At 73.9% G+C, this 20866-nt stretch carries 6 protein-coding genes; 2 read left to right on the top strand and 4 right to left on the bottom strand.

From position 1 onward, the window contains the following. Window positions 1–390 precede the first annotated feature (390 nt). Window positions 391–13041, bottom strand: coding sequence for an Ig-like domain repeat protein (locus KBZ10_RS06660; RefSeq protein WP_210986563.1), 12651 nt, complete (start codon window positions 13039–13041; stop codon window positions 391–393). A 654-nt stretch (window positions 13042–13695) separates the two neighbouring features. Here KBZ10_RS06660 and KBZ10_RS06655 point away from each other — a divergent pair. Continuing rightward, window positions 13696–14178 (top strand): ATP-binding protein, encoded by a 483-nt coding sequence (locus KBZ10_RS06655; protein ID WP_210986562.1) that lies wholly within the window; start codon window positions 13696–13698, stop codon window positions 14176–14178. 105 nt (window positions 14179–14283) lie between these two features. Here KBZ10_RS06655 and KBZ10_RS06650 read toward each other — a convergent pair whose 3' ends face one another. After that, on the bottom strand, window positions 14284–14502 hold the full coding sequence (locus tag KBZ10_RS06650; RefSeq protein ID WP_210986561.1) for a DUF397 domain-containing protein: 219 nt from the start codon (window positions 14500–14502) through the stop codon (window positions 14284–14286). After that, on the bottom strand, window positions 14499–15401 hold the full coding sequence (locus KBZ10_RS06645) for a helix-turn-helix transcriptional regulator (protein WP_210986560.1): 903 nt from the start codon (window positions 15399–15401) through the stop codon (window positions 14499–14501). Before KBZ10_RS06645 ends, KBZ10_RS06650 begins: the two co-directional genes overlap by 4 nt. A gap of 313 nt (window positions 15402–15714) precedes the next feature. On the opposite strand from KBZ10_RS06645, the gene KBZ10_RS06640 reads away from it, so the two are divergent. Further along, entirely contained in the window at window positions 15715–16956 is a 1242-nt protein-coding gene (locus KBZ10_RS06640) for a PP2C family protein-serine/threonine phosphatase (RefSeq protein WP_210986699.1), read from the top strand. A gap of 421 nt (window positions 16957–17377) precedes the next feature. Here KBZ10_RS06640 and KBZ10_RS06635 read toward each other — a convergent pair whose 3' ends face one another. Further along, a complete protein-coding gene (locus tag KBZ10_RS06635) occupies window positions 17378–20512 on the bottom strand; it encodes an SCO7613 C-terminal domain-containing membrane protein (RefSeq protein WP_210986559.1) in 3135 nt (1044 codons plus the stop codon). Between the last annotated feature and the right edge of the window lie 354 nt (window positions 20513–20866).

The raw sequence follows: 20866 nt of genomic DNA, 5'->3' as shown, positions 1-20866 counted from the left end.
TGTTCGCCGGGTGCGGAGCGTGTGGAGGGCCGGGAACGGATCCGGGGAGCCCCGCGGGAAGCGCGGGGCTCCCGCAGCCGCGTCGGCGGGTCCGGTCGGATGACCGTGCCGACATCCCGGGCGGTGGTGGCGTCCATCGCCCGCTCGGCCACGGCGGCGCTGGTCATCGGGGGATTGCACGCGCCCGTGGCGCCAGGGACGAGGGCGCCGTCGAGGACGTACAGGCCGCGCCGGCTCCGCCCCCGGCCCTCCGGTGCCTGCCGCTCTGGCCGCGGACCTCGGGTGCGCCACCGGCCGCCGGGTCACCGGGGCGCAGGGTTGCCCTGGCGGGGACAGAGCGGAGGGGCCGCCCGGGGAGAACCCGGACGGCCCCTCTCTGCGACGGTCGTGTCAGTTCGACACCGTGTGGACGTGGGATCCGGTGGAGGGCTGGAAGTCCGCGTCGCCGCTGTAGGTGGTGGTGACGGTGTGCGGGCCGAGTGTCAGGCCCCGGTTGGTGGTGGTGGCCACGCCGCCGATCAGCGGTGCGGTGAAGGTCCCGCCGCCGCCACCGTCGATGACGAAGGTGACGGTGCCGGTGGGCGTCCCGGTTCCCGGGGGCACCGGTGTCACCGTCGCCGTGAAGGTCACCAGCCGGCCGGGCAAGGACGGGTTCGGGGACGAGGCGGAGACGGTCGTGGTCGGCGCCCGGTCCACGGTGTGGGTGTCGGCGCCGCTGGAGGTGGCGAACTGCGCGTCACCGTTGTAGGACGCCTGGACCGTGTGCGGGCCGATGGCCAGCGAACTGGTGGTGAAGGTGGCCACGCCGGAGACCAGCGGCTGGGTGACGCTGGTGGTGCCGTCGATGACGAAGGTGACGGTGCCGGTGGGTGTGCCCGCGCCCGGCACTGTCGCGGCCACGGTGGCGGTGAGGGTGACCGGTTCCCCGAAGATCGAGGGGTCCGGTGCGGAAGTCACCGTGGTCGTCGTCGGCGACAGGTCGACGATCTGCGTGGTGCTGCCCGTGGAGTCGTTGAAGTTGCCGCTGTCGCTCTCGTAGTCGGCGGTGACGGTGTGCGGGCCCACCTCCAGGGTGCTGAGGGTGAGTTGGGCGATGCCGTCGGAGTCCAGCGTCACCGTGAAGCTGCCCCCGCCCCCGCCCCCAATGGTGAAGACGACGTCCCCGGTGGGGGTGCCACTGCCGGGCAAGAGGGACTGGACGACGGCGATGAAGGTGACCTGCTCCCCGAAGAACGAGGGGTTCGGCGTGCCGGTGACCGAGGTCGCGGTGTCGGCCGCGTTCACCGTGTGGGTGTCCGTTCCGGTGGAGGTGTTGAAGCCGGTGTCGCCGCTGTAGGTGGCTGTGACCGTGTAGTTGCCGGTGGGGAGTACGGGCACGGTGAGGGTGGCGTGGCCGGTTTCGTCCACGGTGCGGGTGAATGTGCCTCCGCCGCCGCTGATGGCGAAGGTGACGGTTCCGGTCGGGATGCCGGCTCCCGGAGACGCCGGGAGGACTTGGGCGGTGAAGACGATGGGCTGGCCGTAGACGGAGGGGTCGGGGTTGCTGGTGACGGTGGTGGTGGTGTTGGCGGGGTTGACCTGGTGGGTGTCGGTGGCGGTGGAGGCGTTGAAGCCGGTGTCGCCGTTGTAGGTGGCGGTGATGGTGTGGGGGCCGGGGGTGAGGGTGTTGATGGTGGTGGTGGCGGTGCCGCTGGTGAGGGTGGCGGTGAGGGTGGTGGTGCCGTCGATGAGGAAGGTGACCTGGCCTTGGGGGGTGCCTGTGCCGGGTGCGACGGGTGCGACGGTGGCGGTGAGGGTTACCGGCTCGCCGAAGACCGACGGGTCCGGACCGGTGGTGACGGTGGTGGTGGTGTTGGCGGGGTTGACGAGGTGGGTGTCGGCGCCGGTGGAGGGGTCGTAGTTGGTGTCGCCGTTGTAGGTGGCGGTGACGGCGTGTTCGGTGACGCTGAGGGTGGTGAGGTTGAGGGTGGCGGTGCCGGTGCCGTCGAGGGGTTGGGTGAAGGTGCCGCCGCCGGTGCCGCCGCTGATGGTGAAGGTGACGGTGCCGGTGGGGGTGGGTCCGGCGGCGTTGGGGGTGACGGTGGCGGTGAAGGTGGCGGTCTGGCCGAAGACGGTGGGGTCGGGGGTGGAGGTGACGGTGGTGGTGGTCTGGGGGGCGAGTTCGACGGTGTGGGTGTCGGTGCCGGTGGAGGGGGTGTGGTCGGGGGTGTTGGGGGTGTAGTCGGCGGTGATGGTGTGGGGGTTGGGGGTGAGGCCGAGGGCGCTGGTGGTGAGGACGGCGTCGCCGTTGGGGTCGAGGGGGATGGGTGTTTGGGGGGTGCCGTCGATGGTGAAGGTGACGGTTCCGGTGGGGGTGCCGGTGGCGGGTGGGTTGGTGGTGACGGTGGCGCGGATGGTGACGGGGGAGCCGAGAGCTGAGGGGTCGGGGCTGGTGGTCACCGTGGTGGTGGTGAGGGCGGCGAGGACTTGCTGGGTGGTGGTGCCGGTGGAGGTGGTGTGGTTGGTGTCGCCGTTGTAGGTGGCGGTGGCGGTTTGGGCGCCGGCGGGGAGGGAGTTGACGGTGAGGGTGGCGGTTCCGTTGGTGTCGACGGGGACGGTGGTGGTTCCGTGTCCGGTGATGGTGAAGGTGACGGTGCCGGTGGGGGTGCCGCTGCCGGGTGTGTTGGTGGTGACGGCGGCGGTGAAGACGACGGGCTGGCCGACGTAGGAGGGGTCGGGGCCGGAGCTGACCGTGGTGGTGGTGCTGGCCTGGTTGACCTGGTGGGTGTCGGTGCCGCTGGAGCTGTTGAAGCTCGGGTCACTGGCGCCGACGTAGGTGGCGACGATGGTGTGCGGGCCTGTGGAGAGTGAGTTGGTGGTGACGGTGGCGGTCCCGCCCACGAGGGTGCCGACGAGTGTCGTGGTGCCGTCGATGACGAAGTTCACCGTGCCTTGCGGCGTCCCCGAGCCGGGCGGTACGGGCGCGACGACGGCTGTCAGGGTGACGGTCTGCCCGAAGACCGTCGGGTCGGGCGTGGACGTGACGGTGGTGGTGGTGTCCGCCGGAGTCACCACATGGGTGCCGGAACCCGCGGACGGAAGGTAGTTGGCGTCTCCCTGGTAGGCGGCGGTGCCGCTGTAGGAGCCCACCGCCAGCTCGGTCGTGCGGACCTCCGCGACACCGAACTCGTCCAGCTCCGCGATGAACAGCACACCGCTGGGCTCACTCATGACCACGATGCCGGTGGGAACACCCGCGCCGGGCGCCACCGGGGTGACCACGGCCCGCAGCAGGATCTCCTCGCCGAAGACCGACGGGCTGGGCGTGACGGTGATGGACGTCGTCGTCGCCGCCCGGTCGACCACATGGGTGTCCGCACCGCTGGACGGCGCGAAGTTCGCGTCCCCGTCGTAGAAGGCGTCGAGGGAGTAACTCCCCGCCGGGAAGGAGGCGTCGGTGAAGCTCGCCCGGCCGTTCGCGTCCAGCGTCAGGGGGATGGTGTCGCCCCGGCTGGTGAGGACGGTGACCGTGCCCGAGGGCACCCCGACGCCCAGGGAGATGGGCGTCACGACGACCTCGAAGAGGACCGGCTCGCCGGTGACCGACGGGTCCGGGGAAGAGGTGATCACGGTCTGGGTGGCGGCCCGGGTGACGGTGTGCGTGTCGGTGCCGGTGACCGGAGTGAAGTCGCCGCTACCGCTGTAGGTGGCGGTGACCGTGTACTCCCCGGCGGGCAGGAGAGCGGTGGCCACCTCCGCCACTCCGTTGGCGTCGAGTGTCGCGTTGAGCGTGACGGTGGTGGGCCCGCTGATGACGAAGCTCACCGTCCCGGTGGGGGTGCCACCGCCGGGGGAGACGGGCTGGACGACGGCCACGAAGAGGTCCGACGCCCCGTAGGCGGACGGGTCGGGAGTACTGGTGACCGTCATCTGCGTCGTCGCCTGGTTGACGGTCTGGGTGTCCGTTCCGGTGGAGGTGTTGAAGCCGGTGTCGCCGCTGTAGGTGGCTGTGACCGTGTAGTTGCCGGTGGGGAGTACGGGCACGGTGAGGGTGGCGTGGCCGGTTTCGTCCACGGTGCGGGTGAATGTGCCTCCGCCGCCGCTGATGGCGAAGGTGACGGTTCCGGTGGGGATGCCGGCTCCCGGAGACGCCGGGAGGACTTGGGCGGTGAAGACGATGGGCTGGCCGTAGACGGAGGGGTCGGGGTTGCTGGTGACGGTGGTGGTGGTGTTGGCGGGGTTGACCTGGTGGGTGTCGGTGGCGGTGGAGGCGTTGAAGCCGGTGTCGCCGTTGTAGGTGGCGGTGATGGTGTGGGGGCCGGGGGTGAGGGTGTTGATGGTGGTGGTGGCGGTGCCGCTGGTGAGGGTGGCGGTGAGGGTGGTGGTGCCGTCGATGAGGAAGGTGACCTGGCCTTGGGGGGTGCCTGTGCCGGGTGCGACGGGTGCGACGGTGGCGGTGAGGGTTACCGGCTCGCCGAAGACCGACGGGTCCGGACCGGTGGTGACGGTGGTGGTGGTGTTGGCGGGGTTGACGAGGTGGGTGTCGGCGCCGGTGGAGGGGTCGTAGTTGGTGTCGCCGTTGTAGGTGGCGGTGACGGCGTGTTCGGTGACGCTGAGGGTGGTGAGGTTGAGGGTGGCGGTGCCGGTGCCGTCGAGGGGTTGGGTGAAGGTGCCGCCGCCGGTGCCGCCGCTGATGGTGAAGGTGACGGTGCCGGTGGGGGTGGGTCCGGCGGCGTTGGGGGTGACGGTGGCGGTGAAGGTGGCGGTCTGGCCGAAGACGGTGGGGTCGGGGGTGGAGGTGACGGTGGTGGTGGTCTGGGGGGCGAGTTCGACGGTGTGGGTGTCGGTGCCGGTGGAGGGGGTGTGGTCGGGGGTGTTGGGGGTGTAGTCGGCGGTGATGGTGTGGGGGTTGGGGGTGAGGCCGAGGGCGCTGGTGGTGAGGACGGCGTCGCCGTTGGGGTCGAGGGGGATGGGTGTTTGGGGGGTGCCGTCGATGGTGAAGGTGACGGTTCCGGTGGGGGTGCCGGTGGCGGGTGGGTTGGTGGTGACGGTGGCGCGGATGGTGACGGGGGAGCCGAGAGCTGAGGGGTCGGGGCTGGTGGTCACCGTGGTGGTGGTGAGGGCGGCGAGGACTTGCTGGGTGGTGGTGCCGGTGGAGGTGGTGTGGTTGGTGTCGCCGTTGTAGGTGGCGGTGGCGGTTTGGGCGCCGGCGGGGAGGGAGTTGACGGTGAGGGTGGCGGTTCCGTTGGTGTCGACGGGGACGGTGGTGGTTCCGTGTCCGGTGATGGTGAAGGTGACGGTGCCGGTGGGGGTGCCGCTGCCGGGTGTGTTGGTGGTGACGGCGGCGGTGAAGACGACGGGCTGGCCGACGTAGGAGGGGTCGGGGCCGGAGCTGACCGTGGTGGTGGTGCTGGCCTGGTTGACCTGGTGGGTGTCGGTGCCGCTGGAGCTGTTGAAGCCCGGGTCGCCGGCGCCGACGTAGGTGGCGACGATGGTGTGCGGGCCTGTGGAGAGTGAGTTGGTGGTGACGGTGGCGGTCCCGCCCACGAGGGTGCCGACGAGTGTCGTGCTGCCGTCGATGACGAAGTTCACCGTGCCCTGCGGCGTCCCCGAGCCGGGCGGCACGGGCGCGACGACGGCTGTCAGGGTGACGGTCTGCCCGAAGACCGTCGGGTCGGGCGTGGACGTGACGGTGGTCGTGGTGTCCGCCGGAGTCACCACATGGGTGCCGGCGCCGCTGGAGGGGAGGAAGTTGGCATCGCCGAGATAGGCGGAGGTGCCGCTGTAGGAGCCCACCGCCAGCTCGGTCGTCCGGACCTCCGCGACACCGAACTCGTCCAGCTCTGCCGTGAAGAACACGCCGCTGGGCTCGGTCAGCACCACGGTGCCCGTCGGGATGCCCGCGCCCGGGGACACCGCCGTGACCACCGTCCGCAGCAGGATCTCCTCGCCGAAGACCGACGGGCTGGGCGTGACGGTGATGGACGTCGTCGTCGCCGCCCGGTCGACCACATGGGTGTCCGCACCGCTGGACGGCGCGAAGTTCGCGTCCCCGCTGTAGAAGGCGTCGGCCGAGTAACTCCCGGCCGGGAAGGTGCTGTCCGTGAACCGGGCGACACCGTTCGCGTCCAGTGGCAGGACGACGCTGTCCCCGCGGCTGCTGACGAGGGTGACCGTGCCGGTCGGTGTCCCCGCGCCGGGCGGGACCGCCGACACCACGGCCTCGAACAGTACCTCCTGCCCGTAGACGGACGGGTCGGGCGTGGACACCAGCACGGTCTGGGTGGCGGCCCGGGACACGGTGTGCGTGTCGCTGCCGGTGACCGGCAGGAAGCCGCTGTCACCGCTGTAGCCGGCGGTGACCGTGTACTCCCCGGCGTCGAGTTCGCCGGTGTCCACCTCCGCGACGCCGTTCGCGCCGACCGTGCCGGTGAGGGTCAGCGTCGTCGGCCCGGTGAACTCGAAGACCACCGTGCCGCCGGGCGTGCCCGCGCCCGGGGCCACCGGGGAGAGCGTCGCGAGGAAGACCACCGACTGCCCGTACGCCGAGGGGTCCGGGCTGCTGGTGACGTCGATCCGGGTGGCCGCCCGTTCGACGTTGTGGGTGTCCACGCCGAAGGACGGGGTGAAGGCCGCGTCGCCGTTGTAGGTGGCGGTGACGAGGTAGTGGCCGACGGGCAGTGCGCCGGTGGTCAGGGTGGCGGTGCCGGTGGGGTCCAGCGGCACCGTGACGGGCCCGGTGCCGCTGCCGGCGCCGAAGGTGAAGGTGACGGTCCCGGTGGGGACGCCGGCGCCGGGCGGCTGGGCGGTGACGGCGGCGGTGAACGTCACCGGCTGGCCGGACACCGACGGGTCGGGGCCGCTGGTGACGGTGGTGTCCGTTCCGGCCCGGTCGACCTGATGGGTGTCGGTGCCGGTGGAGGAGTTGAAGCTCTGGTCGCCGGAGTACTCGGCGGTGATGGAGTGCGGGCCGGGGGCCAGGGTGCTGATGGTGGTGGTGGCGGTGCCGCCGGTGAGGGGGGCGGTGAGGGTGGTGGTGCCGTCGATCGTGAACGTGATCTGGCCGGTCGGTGTGCCGGCGCCGGGGGCGAGGGGCACCACGGTCGCGGTGAGCGTGACCTCCTGGCCGGAGACGGAGGGGTCCGGGAAGCTCGTGGTCTCGACGCGGGTGGAAGCCCGGTTCACCAGATGGGTGTCCGAGCCGCTGGACGGATCGTAGGTCCCGTCGCCGCTGTAGGCGGCGGTCACCGCGTGGTCGGCGACGCTCAGCGTGTCCAGCGTGAGTGTCGCGGTGCCGCTCGCGTCCACCGGGACGGTGAACGTCCCGCCGCCCGTACCGCCGCTGACGGTGAAGGTCACCGTCCCGGTCGGGACCGGGCCCGCGCCGGCCGGGGTGATGGTGGCGGTGAAGGTCACCGTTTCGCCGAAGACGGACGGGTCGGGGGCGGAGGTGACCACCGTCGTGGTCTGCGGGGTGACCTCCACCCGGTGGGTGTCCGAGCCGGAGGAGCCGGCGAAGTCACCGGTGCCGGGCAGGTATTGGGCCTCGACGGTGTGCGGGTCGGGGGTCAGGCCGAGGGAGCTGGTGATGAGGACGGCGGTGCCGTTCGCGTCCAGCGCGACCGGGGCCTGCGGGGTGCCGTCGATGGTGAAGACCACGGTGCCGGTGGGGGTGCCCGAGCCGGGCGGGTCGGCGGTGACGACGGCGCGGATCGTGACGGGGTCGCCGAGCGCCGAGGGGTCGGGGCTGCTGGTGACGGTGGTGGTGGTCGCCGCCGGGGCGACGGTGTGGGTGTCGGTGCCGGTGGAGGTGGTGAAGTCCGGGTCGCCGCTGTAGACGGCGGTGACGGTGAGGGACCCGGCGGGCAGCGTGGCGGTGCTCAGGGTGGCGGTGCCCGAGGAGTCCAGCGGAACCGTGAACGTGCCGCCGCCGCTGATGGTGAAGGTGACCGTCCCGGTGGGGACGCCCGCGCCGGGGAACACCGGCTGCACCGCGGCGGTGAGGACGACCGGCTGGCCGAACACCGAGGGGTCCGGATCGCTGGTGACGGTCGTCGTGGTGGCGGCCTGGTCCACCTGGTGCGTGTCGGTGCCGGTGGAGCCGGTGAAGCTCGCGTCGCCGGCGTAGACGGCGGTGATGGTGTGGGGGCCGGTGTGCAGGGTGCTGATGACGGCGCTGGCGGTGCCGCCGGACAGGGCGGCGGTGAGCGTCGTGGTGCCGTCGACGGTGAAGGTGACCGTGCCGGTGGGCGTTCCGGCGCCCGGGGCGACCGGTGCCACCGTGGCGGTGAGGGTGACCTCCTGCCCGAAGACGGACGGATCGGGGCCGGTGGTGACCGTGGTCGTGGTGCCGGCGCGGCCCACGGTGTGGGTGCCGGCACCGGTGGAGGGCAGGAAGTTGGCGTCACCCTGGTAGGTGGCGGTGCCGCTGTAGGAGCCCACCGCGAGCTCCGTGGTGCGGACCTCGGCGACACCGCTCGCGTCGAGCGGCACGAGGAAGGTCACGCCGCCGGGTTCCGTCATGAGGACGAAGCCGGTCGGCACCCCGGCGCCCGGGGCGATGGGCGTCACCACGGCCCGCAGCAGGACTTCCTCGCCGAAGACGGACGGGGAGGGGCTGACGGTGATGACCGTCCGCGTGGCGGCCTTGTCCACCTGGTGGGTGTCCGCGCCGCTCGACGGGGCGAAGTCCGCGCTGCCGCCGTAGAAGGCGTCCACGAGGTAACTGCCCGCCGGGAGCGTGCTGGTGGTGGTCCGGGCGACGCCGTTGGCGTCCAGCGGGACGGTGACGGAGCCGCCGCCGCTGTCGACGAAGGTGACCGACCCGGTGGGAATCCCCTGCCCCGGGGCGATGGGGGCGACCACGGCCTCGAAGAGCACGTCCTGGCCGGAGACCGAGGGGTCGGGTGCGGTGAGCACCGTGGTCTGCGTGAGGGCCCGGGCCACGGTGTGGGTGTCGGTGCCGGTGGAGCCGGTGAAGTCCGGGCTTCCGCTGTACGTGGCGGTGACGGTGTAGTCCCCGGTGGGCAGCGTGCCGGTGCTGACCACGGCGATCCCGCCCGGATTCAGGGTGCCGGTGAGCGTCGTGGTCGTCGGTCCGGTGATCTGGAACTCCACCGTGCCGGTGGGCGTGCCGGAGCCGGGGGCCACGGGGGAGACGGCGGCGCTGAACAGGACGGGCTGCCCGAAGACCGAGGGGGCGGGGCTGCTGGTGACGGTCGTCGTGGTGTCCGCGGCGGTGACGGTGTGGGTGTCGCTGCCGGCGGAGGGGTTGTGGCCGGGGTCGCCGCTGTAGACGGCGTCGATGGTCCGGACCCCGGCCGGCAGGGAGGTGAGAACCAGGGTGGCCGTGCCGTCCGGGCCGAGCGGGACGGTGGTGGCACTGCCCCCACCGGGGGTGAAGGTGACGGTGCCGGTGGGGGTGCCCGCGCCGGGGGCGACCGGCGCGACCACGGCGGTCACGGTGACCGGCTGCCCGAAGACCGAGGGGTCGGGCGAGGTGGCGACCGTCGTGGTGGTGTCCGCCCGGACGACCTGGTGGCTGTCGGAGCCGGTGGAGCCGGTGAAGTTCTCGTCGCCGACGTACTCGGCGATCACGGTGTGCGGTCCGGCGGGAAGCGTGGCGTCGGTGACGGTGACGGTGCCGCCGGAGAGGATGCCGGTGAGCGTGACGGTGCCGTCGATGGTGAAGACCACTTCGCCGGTGGGGGTGCCGGCGCCGGGGGCGATCGGCACCACGGTGGCGGTGAAGGCGACGGTCTCGCCGAAGACCGACGGGTCGGGGGCGCTGCCGGCCGTGACGAGCGTGGCCGCGCGGTCCACGACGTGGGTGTCGGTGCCGCTGGACGGCTCGGTGTAGACGGCGTCGCCGCTGTAGGTGGCCGTCACCGCGTGGGTGGCGACGCTGAGGGTGTCCAGGGTGAGGGTGGCGGTGCCGGTGCCGTCCAGGGGCCGGGTGAACGTACCGCCGCCGCTGCCGCCCGAGACGACGAAGGTGACCGTGCCGGTGGGCACCGGGCCGGGCCCCGAGGGCGTCACGGTGGCGGTGAAGGTGACGGTCTCGCCGAAGACCGACGGGTCGGGCGAGGAGCCGACGGTGGTGGCGGTCTGCGGGTTCACCACCACCCGGTGGGTGTCGGAGCCCGAGGAGCCGGTGAAGTTCGCGGTGTCGCTGGTGTAGTCGGCGGTGATGAGGTGCGGGTCCGGGGTCAGCCCCAGCGAGGAGGTGACGAGGACCGCCGTGCCGTCCGGGTTCAGCGGGACGGGGGTCTGCGGGACGCCGTCGATGGTGAAGAGCACCGTACCGGTGGGGGTCCCGGAGCCGGGCGGGTCGGCCGTCACCGTGGCGCTGATGGTCACGGGCGTGCCCGACGCGGAGGGGTCGGGCGCGGTGGTGACCGTGGTGGTGGTGTCCGCGGCGGTGACGGTGTGGGTGTCGGTGCCCGTGGAGCCGGTGAAGCTCGCGTCGCCGCTGTAGACCGCGGTGATCTCGTGCGGGCCGGCGGGCAGCGCGTGCAGGGTGAAGGTGGCGGCGCCGCCGGTGTCCACGGGGACGGTGGTGGTGCCGCCCCCGCCGGAGACGGTGAAGGTGACGGTGCCGCCGGGCACGAGCCCCGTCGGCGTCACCGGCAGGACCTGGGCCGTGACGAGCACGGGCTGGCCGAACACCGACGGGTCGGGGCTGCTGGTGACGGTGGTGGTGGTGTCCGCGGCGGTGACGGTGTGGGTGTCGGTGCCGGTGGAGCCGGTGAAGCTCGCGTCACCGGCGTACACCGCGGTCACGGTGTAGGTCCCCACGGGCAGGGTGCTGTCGGTGACGGTGACGGTGCCGCCGGTCAGCGTGCCGGCCAGTTCCCTGCCGTCGACAAGGAAGACGACGGTGCCGGCCGGGGTGCCCGCGCCGGGGGCAGTGGGGGTGACGGTGGCGGTGAAGGTGACGGTCTCGCCGAGGACGGACGGGTCGGGGCCGGTGGTGACGGCGAGGGTGGTCCCCGCTCGGTCGACCCGGTGGCTGTCGCTGCCCGACGAGGGCGCGAAGTTGCCGTCGCCGAGGTAATCGGCCGTCGCGCTGTACGTGCCCACCGGCAGGCCCGCGGTGCGCACCTCGGCCGAGCCGGTCTCGTCCAGTTCCAGGGTGAAGGTGTCGCCGGCGCTGTCGGTGACGGTGACGGAGCCGGTGGGGACGCCCGCCCCGGGGCCGACCGCGCTCACCGTCACCCGGAAGACGACCTCCTCGCCGAAGACGGAGGGATCGGGGACGGAGGTGAGGACGGTGCGGGTCGGGGCCCGGTCCACGGTGTGCGGGTCGGTGCCGCTGGACGGTTCGTGGTTCTCGTCGCCGCTGTAGGCGGCGGTGGCGGTGTAACTGCCCGCGGGCAGGGTGGCGGTGGTGAACCGCGCGGTCCCGGTCGCGTCCAGGCTGAGGACCACGGTGTTGCCGCCCACGGTGAGGGTGACGGTGCCGGTCGGCACCGGCCCGCCGGGCACGGTGGAGGACACCAGGGCCTCGAAGGTGACGTTCTGGCCGTACTCGGAGGGGTCGGGGGAGGAGACCAGCAGGGTGCTGGTGGCGGCCCGGGTGACGGTGTGGGTGTCGGTCCCGGAGGAGCCGGCGAAGGTCGCGTCGCCCTGGTAGACCGCGGTGACCGTGTACTCCTCGGCCTCCAGGTCCTGGAGGAGGACCACGGCCTGCCCGGAGACGTCCAGTTCGCCGGTCCGCACGATCGTGCCGGAGGGCCCGGTGATCTCGAAGCGGACGGTGCCGGTCGGCGTGCCCGTACCGGGGACGACGGGAGTGACGGTGGCGGTGAAGGTGACCGGCTCGCCGTAGGCGGACGGGTCGGGGCTGCTGGTGACGGTGGTGGTGGTCGTCGCCCGCCCGACGGTGTGGGTGTCGAAGCCCTGCGAGCCGGCGTAGCCCGGATCGCCGGGGTAGGTGGCGGTGACGTCGTACTCGCCGATCGGCAGGGCGTCGGTGCTGACGGCCGCCACACCGTTCACCAGGGTGCCGGTGAGCGTCAGCCCGTCGATCTCGAAGACCACGTGGCCGGTCGGGGTGCCGCTGCCCGGCGGCACCGGGGTGACGGTCGCGGTGAAGGTGACGGTCTCGCCGAAGGCGGAGGGGTCGGGGGCGGAGACGACGGTGGTCGTGGTCGTGGCCTGGCCGACGGTGTGCGTGTCGGTGCCCGCCGAACCGAGGTAGCAGGCGTCGCCGTTGTAGGTCGCCGTGATGTCGTGGCTGCCGGGGCCCAGGGTGGACAGGGTCAGGGTGGCCGTGCCGCCGGCCCCCACACTCCGGACGAAGGTGCCCCCGCCGTCGCCGCTGACGACGAATGTCACCGTGCCGGTCGGCGGCCCGGGGCAGTCGGCGCCGGGATCCGGGGTGACGGTGGCGGTGATGGTCACCGGCTGCCCGACCGCCGACGGGTCGGGAGCCGAGACCACCGTGGTGGTGGTCGGATACCGCACCGGCTCGACGCTGTGGGTGCCGGTGCCCGAGGACGGCAGGAAGTTGTGGTCGCCCTTGTAGATGGCCGTGACGCCGCTGGTGCCGGTGGGCAGGCGGCTCACGGTGACCCGGGCGACGCCGTTCGCGTCCAGCCGCGCGGTGAACGCCCCCAGGGCGCCGATGACGAACACCACCTCCCCCGTGGGGGTTCCGGCCCCGGGCGGCACGGCCTCCACCCGGGCGGTGAACGTGACGGGCTGACCGGGAGCGGAGGGGTCCGGGGAGGAACTCACCCGGGTGGCCGTCGAGGCCCGGGTCACGCCGTAGAGGAAGAAGCCCTGGGAGCGGAGGTAGACGGGCGAGCCGTTGTAGGTGGCGGTGATCGAGTGCGTCCCGGCGTCCAGCGTGCTGAGGGTGACCCGGGCCCGGCCCAGGGAGTCCAGCGCCGCGGTGAAGGTGCCGCCGCCCGGGCCGTCGATCCGGAAGGTGACGGTGCCGGTCGGTGTTCCGGCGGGCGGGTAGAGGGAGCGCACCGTGGCGGTGAAGGTGACCGGCTGTCCGTACACCGTTGTCGTGGGCGAGGCGGTGATGGTCGTCAGCGTGGAATAGGGCATGACACGGCCTTTCGCGTTACGGGGCCGGTCCGCTCCCCACCGCACTCCGCCGCCCGCCGGTGACGGGGCCCCGGTTCCGACGCCCCGTCACCTGCGGTCCCCGGACACGGAATCCCCGGACACGGGGATCACCGAGCCGGAAACGGGGTCCTCCGGGCGTACCGGGCCCGAGCGGCGGGGCACGATGCGGAGCAGGGCGCGCCGCGCCGCACCGTGCCGTCCGGTGCCGGTCATGCTGTGAGAGCGGCCAGCCGGCCAATACCACCCATGGACCCACGGTCCCGCCCGCCACTCCAGAGCTGCAGCGGATAAATGCCACGAACGGAGCAGCGCGCACGGAATCGGGCGGGAGGTGAACGGAACGACGGGAGGCGCGCAGTGCTCCGCCATGCCACCACCGGGCCCGTGAATGACGCTCCCCGCCGCGCACCGGGGGTTTGCGGTCCGCCGGACGCCGGGGAACCCCGCCGCGTCCGGGCCGGAACCGTCACACCGGACGAAGACCGGGGGCCGGGACACCGGCCGCGACCCGGGCCGGACCCGGGCCGGGACTGCGTACCCCCGCCGTACCGGCCCCGCGCCCCGCGCGTACCGTCCTCCCGCGACACCCGTCCGCCCTGGTGGGGGCCGTCGCAGGGGCGGGATGGTCACCGCATGGGAACGCACAGCCCCACCACCGCACAACCAACCACCCCCGCCCGGCGGTTCACCATCCGCCTCAGCGCCACCAGGCGTGGCGCCCGGGTGGCCCGCCACCTCGCCGTACAGCAGCTCGCCGAGTGGCGTATCCCGTACGACTCGGCCGTCTCGCGGGCCGTGGCCGCCGTCGTCGGGGAACTGGCCGCCAACGCGGTGACGCACGGCCGCCTGCCGGGACGGGACTTCCGCTTGACGCTGCTGCTGCGGCCCGTCGTCGTGCGGGTCGAGGTGACCGACGCCCGCCCGGAGCGCGTACCGCCGGCGACGGCCCCGGACGTCCCGGGCCCGGAGGCGGACGGCGGCCGCGGCCTGCTGATCGTCGCGGCCCACGCGGAACGCTGGGGCTGTGAAGCACACGATCCGTACACGAAGACGGTCTGGGCCGAGGTGGCCGCACCCCGGGCAGCGGGCCGCCGCCGGGCGCCGGCCGGCACCTGACGGCCGGACGGGGAGCGGCGGCGCGGGCATCACGCGGCGGGGGACGGCTGTGCCCCGCGTGCCGGAGCCCGGGACGCGGGGCACAGGGGCGGAAACCCGCCTGGATCAGGCGCCGGTATCGGTGCCCGTGATGTAGGCGAGGAAGGCCGGCCAGGTGTGGCGGTGGACGCCGATCGCGGGGCCCTCCGCCCGCTTCGAATCCCGGACGTGTACGGCTCCGGCAGCCATGGCCACCTCCACGCAGTCCCCGCCGTTCGTTCCGCTGTAGCTGCTCTTGACCCAAGTCAGCTCGTCCGGCGGGATGTTGTGCCGGTCAGTGCTCATCTCTTCCCTGCCTCTCGCTCGATGAGACGGGCAGACTCCGCGGCGTTGAGAGCCTGTGTGCGCAGCATCCCATACTGCATCCAGAATTCACTGACCTCGTGCTCATCGGACCGGACGCTCACGATCCCCTGCGATTCGATGGCCACGAACCGCCTGCGCTCGATGGTTTCCAGCAGCACCATTTGACCGTTGACTCCGCTGTGCGCGGCCTGCGAGGTGGACATGACCTGGATTTCGACGTTGCGCATCCGGGTGCACTCCAGCAGCCTTTCCATCTGGCCGCGCATCACCTCCGGACCGCCGACCATGCGGTGCAGGGCGCCCTCCTCCAGGATGAAGACGAAGACCACGGTCGGGTTCTTCTTGGTGAGGAGAGCTTGCCGGGCCATGCGGGCGGCGAGGTGCTGTTCGATCGTCTCCTCATCCATCGGTGGGAAGTGGGCCTCCAGCAGCGCTCGCGCGTACGCCTCGGTCTGCAGCAACCCGGGGATCAGCATGGGGTCGTAGGAGAAGCGGCTGAGGGCTTCGGCTTCCAGCAGCGCGAAGTCGCGGAAGAACTCCGGGAGTTTGGCGCGGTCCACGTCGTCCTGGAGGACGAACAGGGCCCCGCCCGCGCCGAGGACTCGTTCGGCGGCCTTGGTGAAGGTGTCCTTCGCGGGGCGGCGGCCCTGTTCGACGGAGGCGACCTGTTCCAGGGAGTAGCCGATGGCCTCGGCGAGGGTCTGCTGGGTGTGCCCGGCGCGTTCGCGGAAGAGGCGGACGAGTTTTCCGTAGGCGCGCCAGATGGGCGGGTGGTCCTTCTCCCTGCGCTGGTCGCGTTTGATGACACCGCCGGTGGTCACAGTGGTGACGGCGGTGTCCGGTGTGGTGGTGGCCGGCCGGCCGGTTCCCGTGCTCATGATGCCCCCCCTTGTCCGTTCTGCGGTGAGCTGGTCGTCTCATCGGCCAACCGCCCGTACGGCGCACCGGTCACGGCCCGGAGCCGTACACGTCCCGTACAGGGAGTGGCCGGTGCCGTACCGGAGCGGAGCCGACGGTGCGCCACCGGGGCGGGGCAGTGCGGACTCCGGCGGCCCGCGTCGGGATCGGGTGGCCGGGCCCGGCGCCACCGGCGTGAACACACGGGGTATCCGTAGGTCAACACGCCGATCCGCCGATCCGCCGGTCCACCGGCTCCCATATCGTGGGCGCACTATGACGGAGCGCGATCACGTGACGGAAACGGGTATCGACTATGCGGCGGTCTTCCACGCCCTCCCCGGCGCGGTCGCGCTGCTGACCCCGGAGCTCGTATTCGCCGACGTCAACGCCGCATACCTGAGCCTGTCCGGGAGGCCCCGCGAACAGGTGGTCGGCCGCTATCTGTTCGATGTCTTCCCCGACAACCCCAACGATCCGGCCGCGAGCGGCATGCGCAACCTCAGGGCGTCGCTGCGCAGGGTCGCGTCCACCGGGGAGCGCGACAGCATGGCGCTCCAGCGCTACGACGTGGAGCGTCCGGACCGTCCCGGAGTGTGGGAGGAACGGTTCTGGAGCCCCGTGAACGCCCCCGTGATCGGGCCCGACGGACAGGTCGCGCTGCTGCTGCACCGGGTCGAGGAGGTCACCGAGCTGATCCGGGCCCGCGGCGGCCCGAACGGCGAGGGCGGGAGCAGCGACCGGGTGCGCGTGCTGGAGGCCGAGCTGTACACCCGCGCCCGGGAGTTGCAGGAGATCAACGAATCCCTGCGCCGGGCGCGGGCGCGCGAGCGGGAGGTCGCCCTGACCCTGCAGGACGCGATGCTGCCCCAGCCGCGGCCGGTCGGGCACCACGACGCGGCCGTGCGCTACCGGCCCGCCATAGAGGGCCTGAACGTGTGCGGTGACTGGTACGACCTGGTCGGCCTCTCCGGCGACCGCATGGCGGTGGCGGTCGGCGACGTCGTCGGCCACGGTCTGCGCGCCGCCGGCGTGATGGGACAGCTCCGCAGCGCGCTCAGCGCCGCCTCCCGCGTCGCCGACGGTCCGGCCCGGGCCCTGGAGGCCCTGGGGCTGTACGCCCGGTCGGTCGCCGGAGCGGAGACGACGACGGCGGCCGCCGCGTACATCGACTGGGAGACCCACCGCATCACCTACAGCAGCGCGGGCCATCTGCCGCCCGTGCTCCGCCGTTCCGACGGCACGGTCCAGTTCCTCGACCAGGCGACCGACCCCCCGCTGGGCGCCCGCGTCGCCCCCGCGCCCCGCCCCCAGGCCGACACGGCGTTCACCGAGGACTCCATGCTCGTGCTCTACACCGACGGCCTGGTCGAACGCCGCCGGGAGGACCTCGCCGTGGGCCTGGGCCGGCTCGCCGCCTCGCTGGCCCGGCACCGGACGACGGATCCCGAGGCTCTCGCCGACGCCCTGCTCGCCGATCTGCTCCCGCCGGGCGGCGCCACCGACGACACCGCCCTGGTCGTCCTCCGCCTCTGAACGGCGGTCGGGCACCGTCCCGTGACGGCCGGGCCGCAAACGCTTTCCGCCATGTTCGAGGACCCGGACGGGGCGGTGCGGCCGGCCTCCGCGAGCGGGCCCGGGGGCTCTCACCCGGGGCATCCGCCGGAACCGCGAGCGGAGAAGCCGTTCGAACAGCCGGACCGATTGCCCGACTCGGCCCCCTGCACAGAGAGCAGCCGGCCCACCACGCACAACGGGGCCCGCAGCGGAACCGTCCGCTGCGGGCCCCGCCCACTGCGGCCGCCGGTGACACCCGGCGGCGGGAACCGCGTCCACCGTCCGGGTGGCGGGTGCACCGGCTGCCCCGACTCCATCCCCGCCCGGTGCGGCGGCCGCCGTCGGCGGAAGCCGCGCGCCGCGGCCGTTCAGCATGATCTGGCGAGGAGCCCCGGCCCCTTCAGCGCATGCGGCCCAGCAGTTCGCGGAGTCTGCGGGCGTCGCGCAGCCGCTGTTCGTAGGTCGCACCGATGCCGAGCAGCAGGAGTCCGGCCAGCGCGGGCGGGACCCAGCGCGGCAGCGCGTCCGCCATCTGCACAAGGTACGGGGCGAGTTCGTGCAGGGCGACGAGGGCCAGCGCCCCGCCGCCCAGCAGCAGCGGCGCCTGCAACCGCGCGCGGGCACCGAGCAGGGTCAGGCCGAGCGCCGCGAGGCCGAGGAGCAGCGGACGCGTCCAGCCGCTGTCCGTCCACACCGCTGCCAGGCCCGGCAGCAGCGTCACCGACAACCCGGGGCCGTACGCCGCCCAGGAGGAGGCCGCCGCGTCCGCGCGGCGCCGCAACACCCCCACCACCAGCGCCGGGACGGTCACCGGAAGGGTGTACGCCTCCGGAGCCTCCACCCCCGCGGCGCCGAGCCGCACCCACGTGGCCAGGACGAACAGCACGGTGGCCGTGTAACCGGCGGTGCGGCGGCGGTCGGCGCGGAGCGCGCAGCCCGCGGCCACCACACCGGCCAGGGCCAGCACGGTGGCGAGGACGGCCGCCGGGCCGGTGACGGCGAGGGCCACGGCGAGCAGTCCCGTGGCCGCGCCCGTCACCTCCAGTGGCGGCCCGGCCGGACGCCCGCGCAGCCGGGAAGCGAGCAGTTCCACGGCCGCCGCCGCGGCGAGGACCGCGAACGCCGTGCGGTGCGCCGGGACGCCGGCGCCCGCGCACAGCGCCACCACCAGCCCGACGGCGCTTGCGACCGCCGCGCACGCCGTCACGGGCTGCCGTACGCGGCTGTCCGCCGGGGAGGTGGCGGCGGCCACCGCGAACGCCACCACCAGCGCCGCCAACGCCCCCTGCGTCACCGGCCGTTCGGCCAGGCTCCAGCCCGCGGCCGTGCCCGCCACGGCCAGGGCGCAGGCGAGCGCCGTGCGCGAGACCACCACGGAGCCCGAGGTCCCGGCCGCCACCAGCAGCACCGCCGCCTGCGCGGCCAGCAGCAGGACCGCCACCGGGTACAGGAGATCGAGGGTCACCGGCAGCACCGCCGCCGCGGCGGCGGCGAGGACGAGAGCCCCGGCGGGGGCGGCCCCGTGTCCGGGCGACGGAGCCGTCACCGTCCCCGCGTCCGCCACCGTCCCCGCGTCATCCGCCGCCGCTCCGGGGTCCTGCGCCGTCCCGTGCCGCCCGGCGCGGAGCCGGGACGCCGCGCACAGGGAGACGGCCAGCATCGCCAGGACGACGGGCACGACGGCGCCGCCCGCCCACAGCACGCCGGGTGCCACGGCGGCGCGCGCCCCCCGCGGGGCGCCCTCCCACACCGCGTCCACCCAGCCGAGCGGCCCCAGCAGGGCGGAGACCGTGTCCGGCAGGACCCACAGCAGGGCCAGGACATGAACGACGCCCGCGGCCACCGCCGTACCGCGCCCCGCCGCACGCTCCGGCGCGCGGCGCACGGCCGCGCCCACGGCGTACGGCAGCAGCACGGCGCCCAGCAGATAACCCGCCACACCGAACCCGGCGGGCAGGGCCATGCGCAGCAGACCCCCGGCCGCCGTGACGGCGGCCAGCCCGGCGACCGCGGCGGGAACGGCCGGGGAGAGGAGACGGGCCCGCGGTCCCCGGTGCGGCCGGAGGACGGGGGAGAGCAGCGCGGGGCCGCGGCCGGGCGCGGACGACGGGACGGAGCCCGGAGCCGCCCCCGAGACCGCTCCCGTGACCGGCCGGGCGCTCGTGGCCCTTCCGGGAGTGGTGCCGGCCCTGCCGGACGCGGGGCCGCGACCCGATGCGGACGACCGGGCGGTGGCCGGAGCCGCGCCCGAGGTCGCTTCCGTCACCGCTGGGGCGTCCGGAGCCGTCCCGGGCGGGGTGGCGACCGCGCCGGGCGCGGGGAGGCGGGCTGCGAGGGACCACAGGACCACGGCAGCGCCGCACAGCAGGAGGGCTCCCCGCGCCGCCTCCGCGAGCTCCCCTGCGGTCGCCGACATCCACACCGCCGGCAGGAGACCGGCGGCGCCCGCGAGCATGCCCAGGGCCGCCGCCGTGCGACGTATCGCGGGCTGCGCGAACCGCAGGGCGATCCCGGCGTCGAGCGTGGCCGTGGCCAGCAGCGCGGCGCCGGAGCCGAAGGCGTCCGCCTCCACCGCGATCGACCAGAACAGCAGCGGCAGTTGGGCCGGCAGCACGGCCAGGGCGGGGATCAGGCGCGGCACCCTGCCGCCGCCCGGAACACCGGCCCCCGGCACACCCCCGGCCGAACCCCCGGCTGCGGAGCCCGCCCCGCCACCGTCCGCTGCCCCAGCCGCGTCGCCGCCCGGCGTGTCACCGCCTGGCGCGCCGGCCGCACCCCCGTCCGCCGTGCCGGCGCCCGTCGGGGCCCCGCCGTGCGGGACAGCGGCCGCCGTGTCACCGGAGGACGTGCCACCCGCCGCCGGTCCTCCGGCGGCCTCCGCCGGGCCCCCGGCGACACCGGCGCCGCTCCGTCGTCCCCCGCCGGCCGCCGGGGAGGAACTCCCCGCCACGGGCGGCGACACGAGCCGGGGCAACAGCCGGCTGTACCCGGCCCACACCACGGCCAGTACCGCGCTGACGACGGCCGTGTACGCCGTGCCGCGGACGTCCGGGAGCGCCACCCGGTGCAGGGCGTAGGCGTCCAGCACCAGCAGGAGCAGCCCCAGGCAGCCGATCACCTCCGCCGTGGCCCCCAGCCCCCGCCGCAGCAGCGGCACGGGTACCGCCAGCGCGCAGACGGTCAGCACGCCGAGGACCGCCGCTCGGCCGCCGATGCCCATCCGGCCCCAGCTGAGCACGGTGAAGGCGATCACGGCGACGGCCAGGAGGATCCCGCCGAGGGTCAGCAGCACGTTCCGCACCGCCGGCGCCCCCGCCTCCCGCCGGTCCGCCGGGCGCGGATGCCCACTCGGGGGCGCGCCGCTCGCGGCCCGCGCCGGGGCTTGCCGCCCCCACAACCGCACGAGCAGCTCGGACCGGCGCGCGAGCAGCCGGGCACGCTCGGCGTCGATCCGGGCCAGTGCGCGGTCGATCTCCCGCAGTTCGGCTTCCGCGTCCCCCTCGGGCGCGGGCACGGGCGGTGGCTCGTTGTCCATGGGCGGGAGTCTGTCGCCCTCAGCGGTCCCGGGCATGGGTACCCCTACTCAGTCGAACGTGAGTACCGTCCCGGACAGGGCGGTGCGCACCGGAGCGCCTCTTCCCCGCGGCGGTGAACGCCCCGCCCCGGCACTGCGGTTCGGGGTCGTGCCCGGAGGCGCCCGGGTCCGTCCGAGGAGGGGGAGCCGTTGGTGTGGCCGTACTCTACGCGGCCGTGAGCTGCGATCCCATGCCCCCGAGGTCCCCGTTCGGTGCCGTCCGCGCCCGCGGAAGACAGCGGCGGAGGGAAGCCGGCCGCGACAGCCGGTACGGCCGGTCCCGCCGGGGAAGTCGACCCGGGGGGAACGGAACAT

Source organism: Streptomyces sp. F63, from assembly GCF_018070345.1.
GTDB lineage: Bacteria > Actinomycetota > Actinomycetes > Streptomycetales > Streptomycetaceae > Streptomyces.
Note: the sequence above shows the minus strand (reverse complement) of the source record. Positions and strands in the feature narration are given on the sequence as shown.

What these genes read in the sequence shown, in the direction of transcription:
- KBZ10_RS06635 (WP_210986559.1), bottom strand. Translation starts at nt 20,512, where the DNA reads ATGGACAACGAGCCACCGCCCGTGCCCGCGCCCGAGGGGGACGCGGAA.
- KBZ10_RS06650 (WP_210986561.1), bottom strand. Translation starts at nt 14,502, where the DNA reads ATGAGCACTGACCGGCACAACATCCCGCCGGACGAGCTGACTTGGGTC.
- KBZ10_RS06660 (WP_210986563.1), bottom strand. Translation starts at nt 13,041, where the DNA reads ATGCCCTATTCCACGCTGACGACCATCACCGCCTCGCCCACGACAACG.
- KBZ10_RS06645 (WP_210986560.1), bottom strand. Translation starts at nt 15,401, where the DNA reads ATGAGCACGGGAACCGGCCGGCCGGCCACCACCACACCGGACACCGCC.
- KBZ10_RS06655 (WP_210986562.1), top strand. Translation starts at nt 13,696, where the DNA reads ATGGGAACGCACAGCCCCACCACCGCACAACCAACCACCCCCGCCCGG.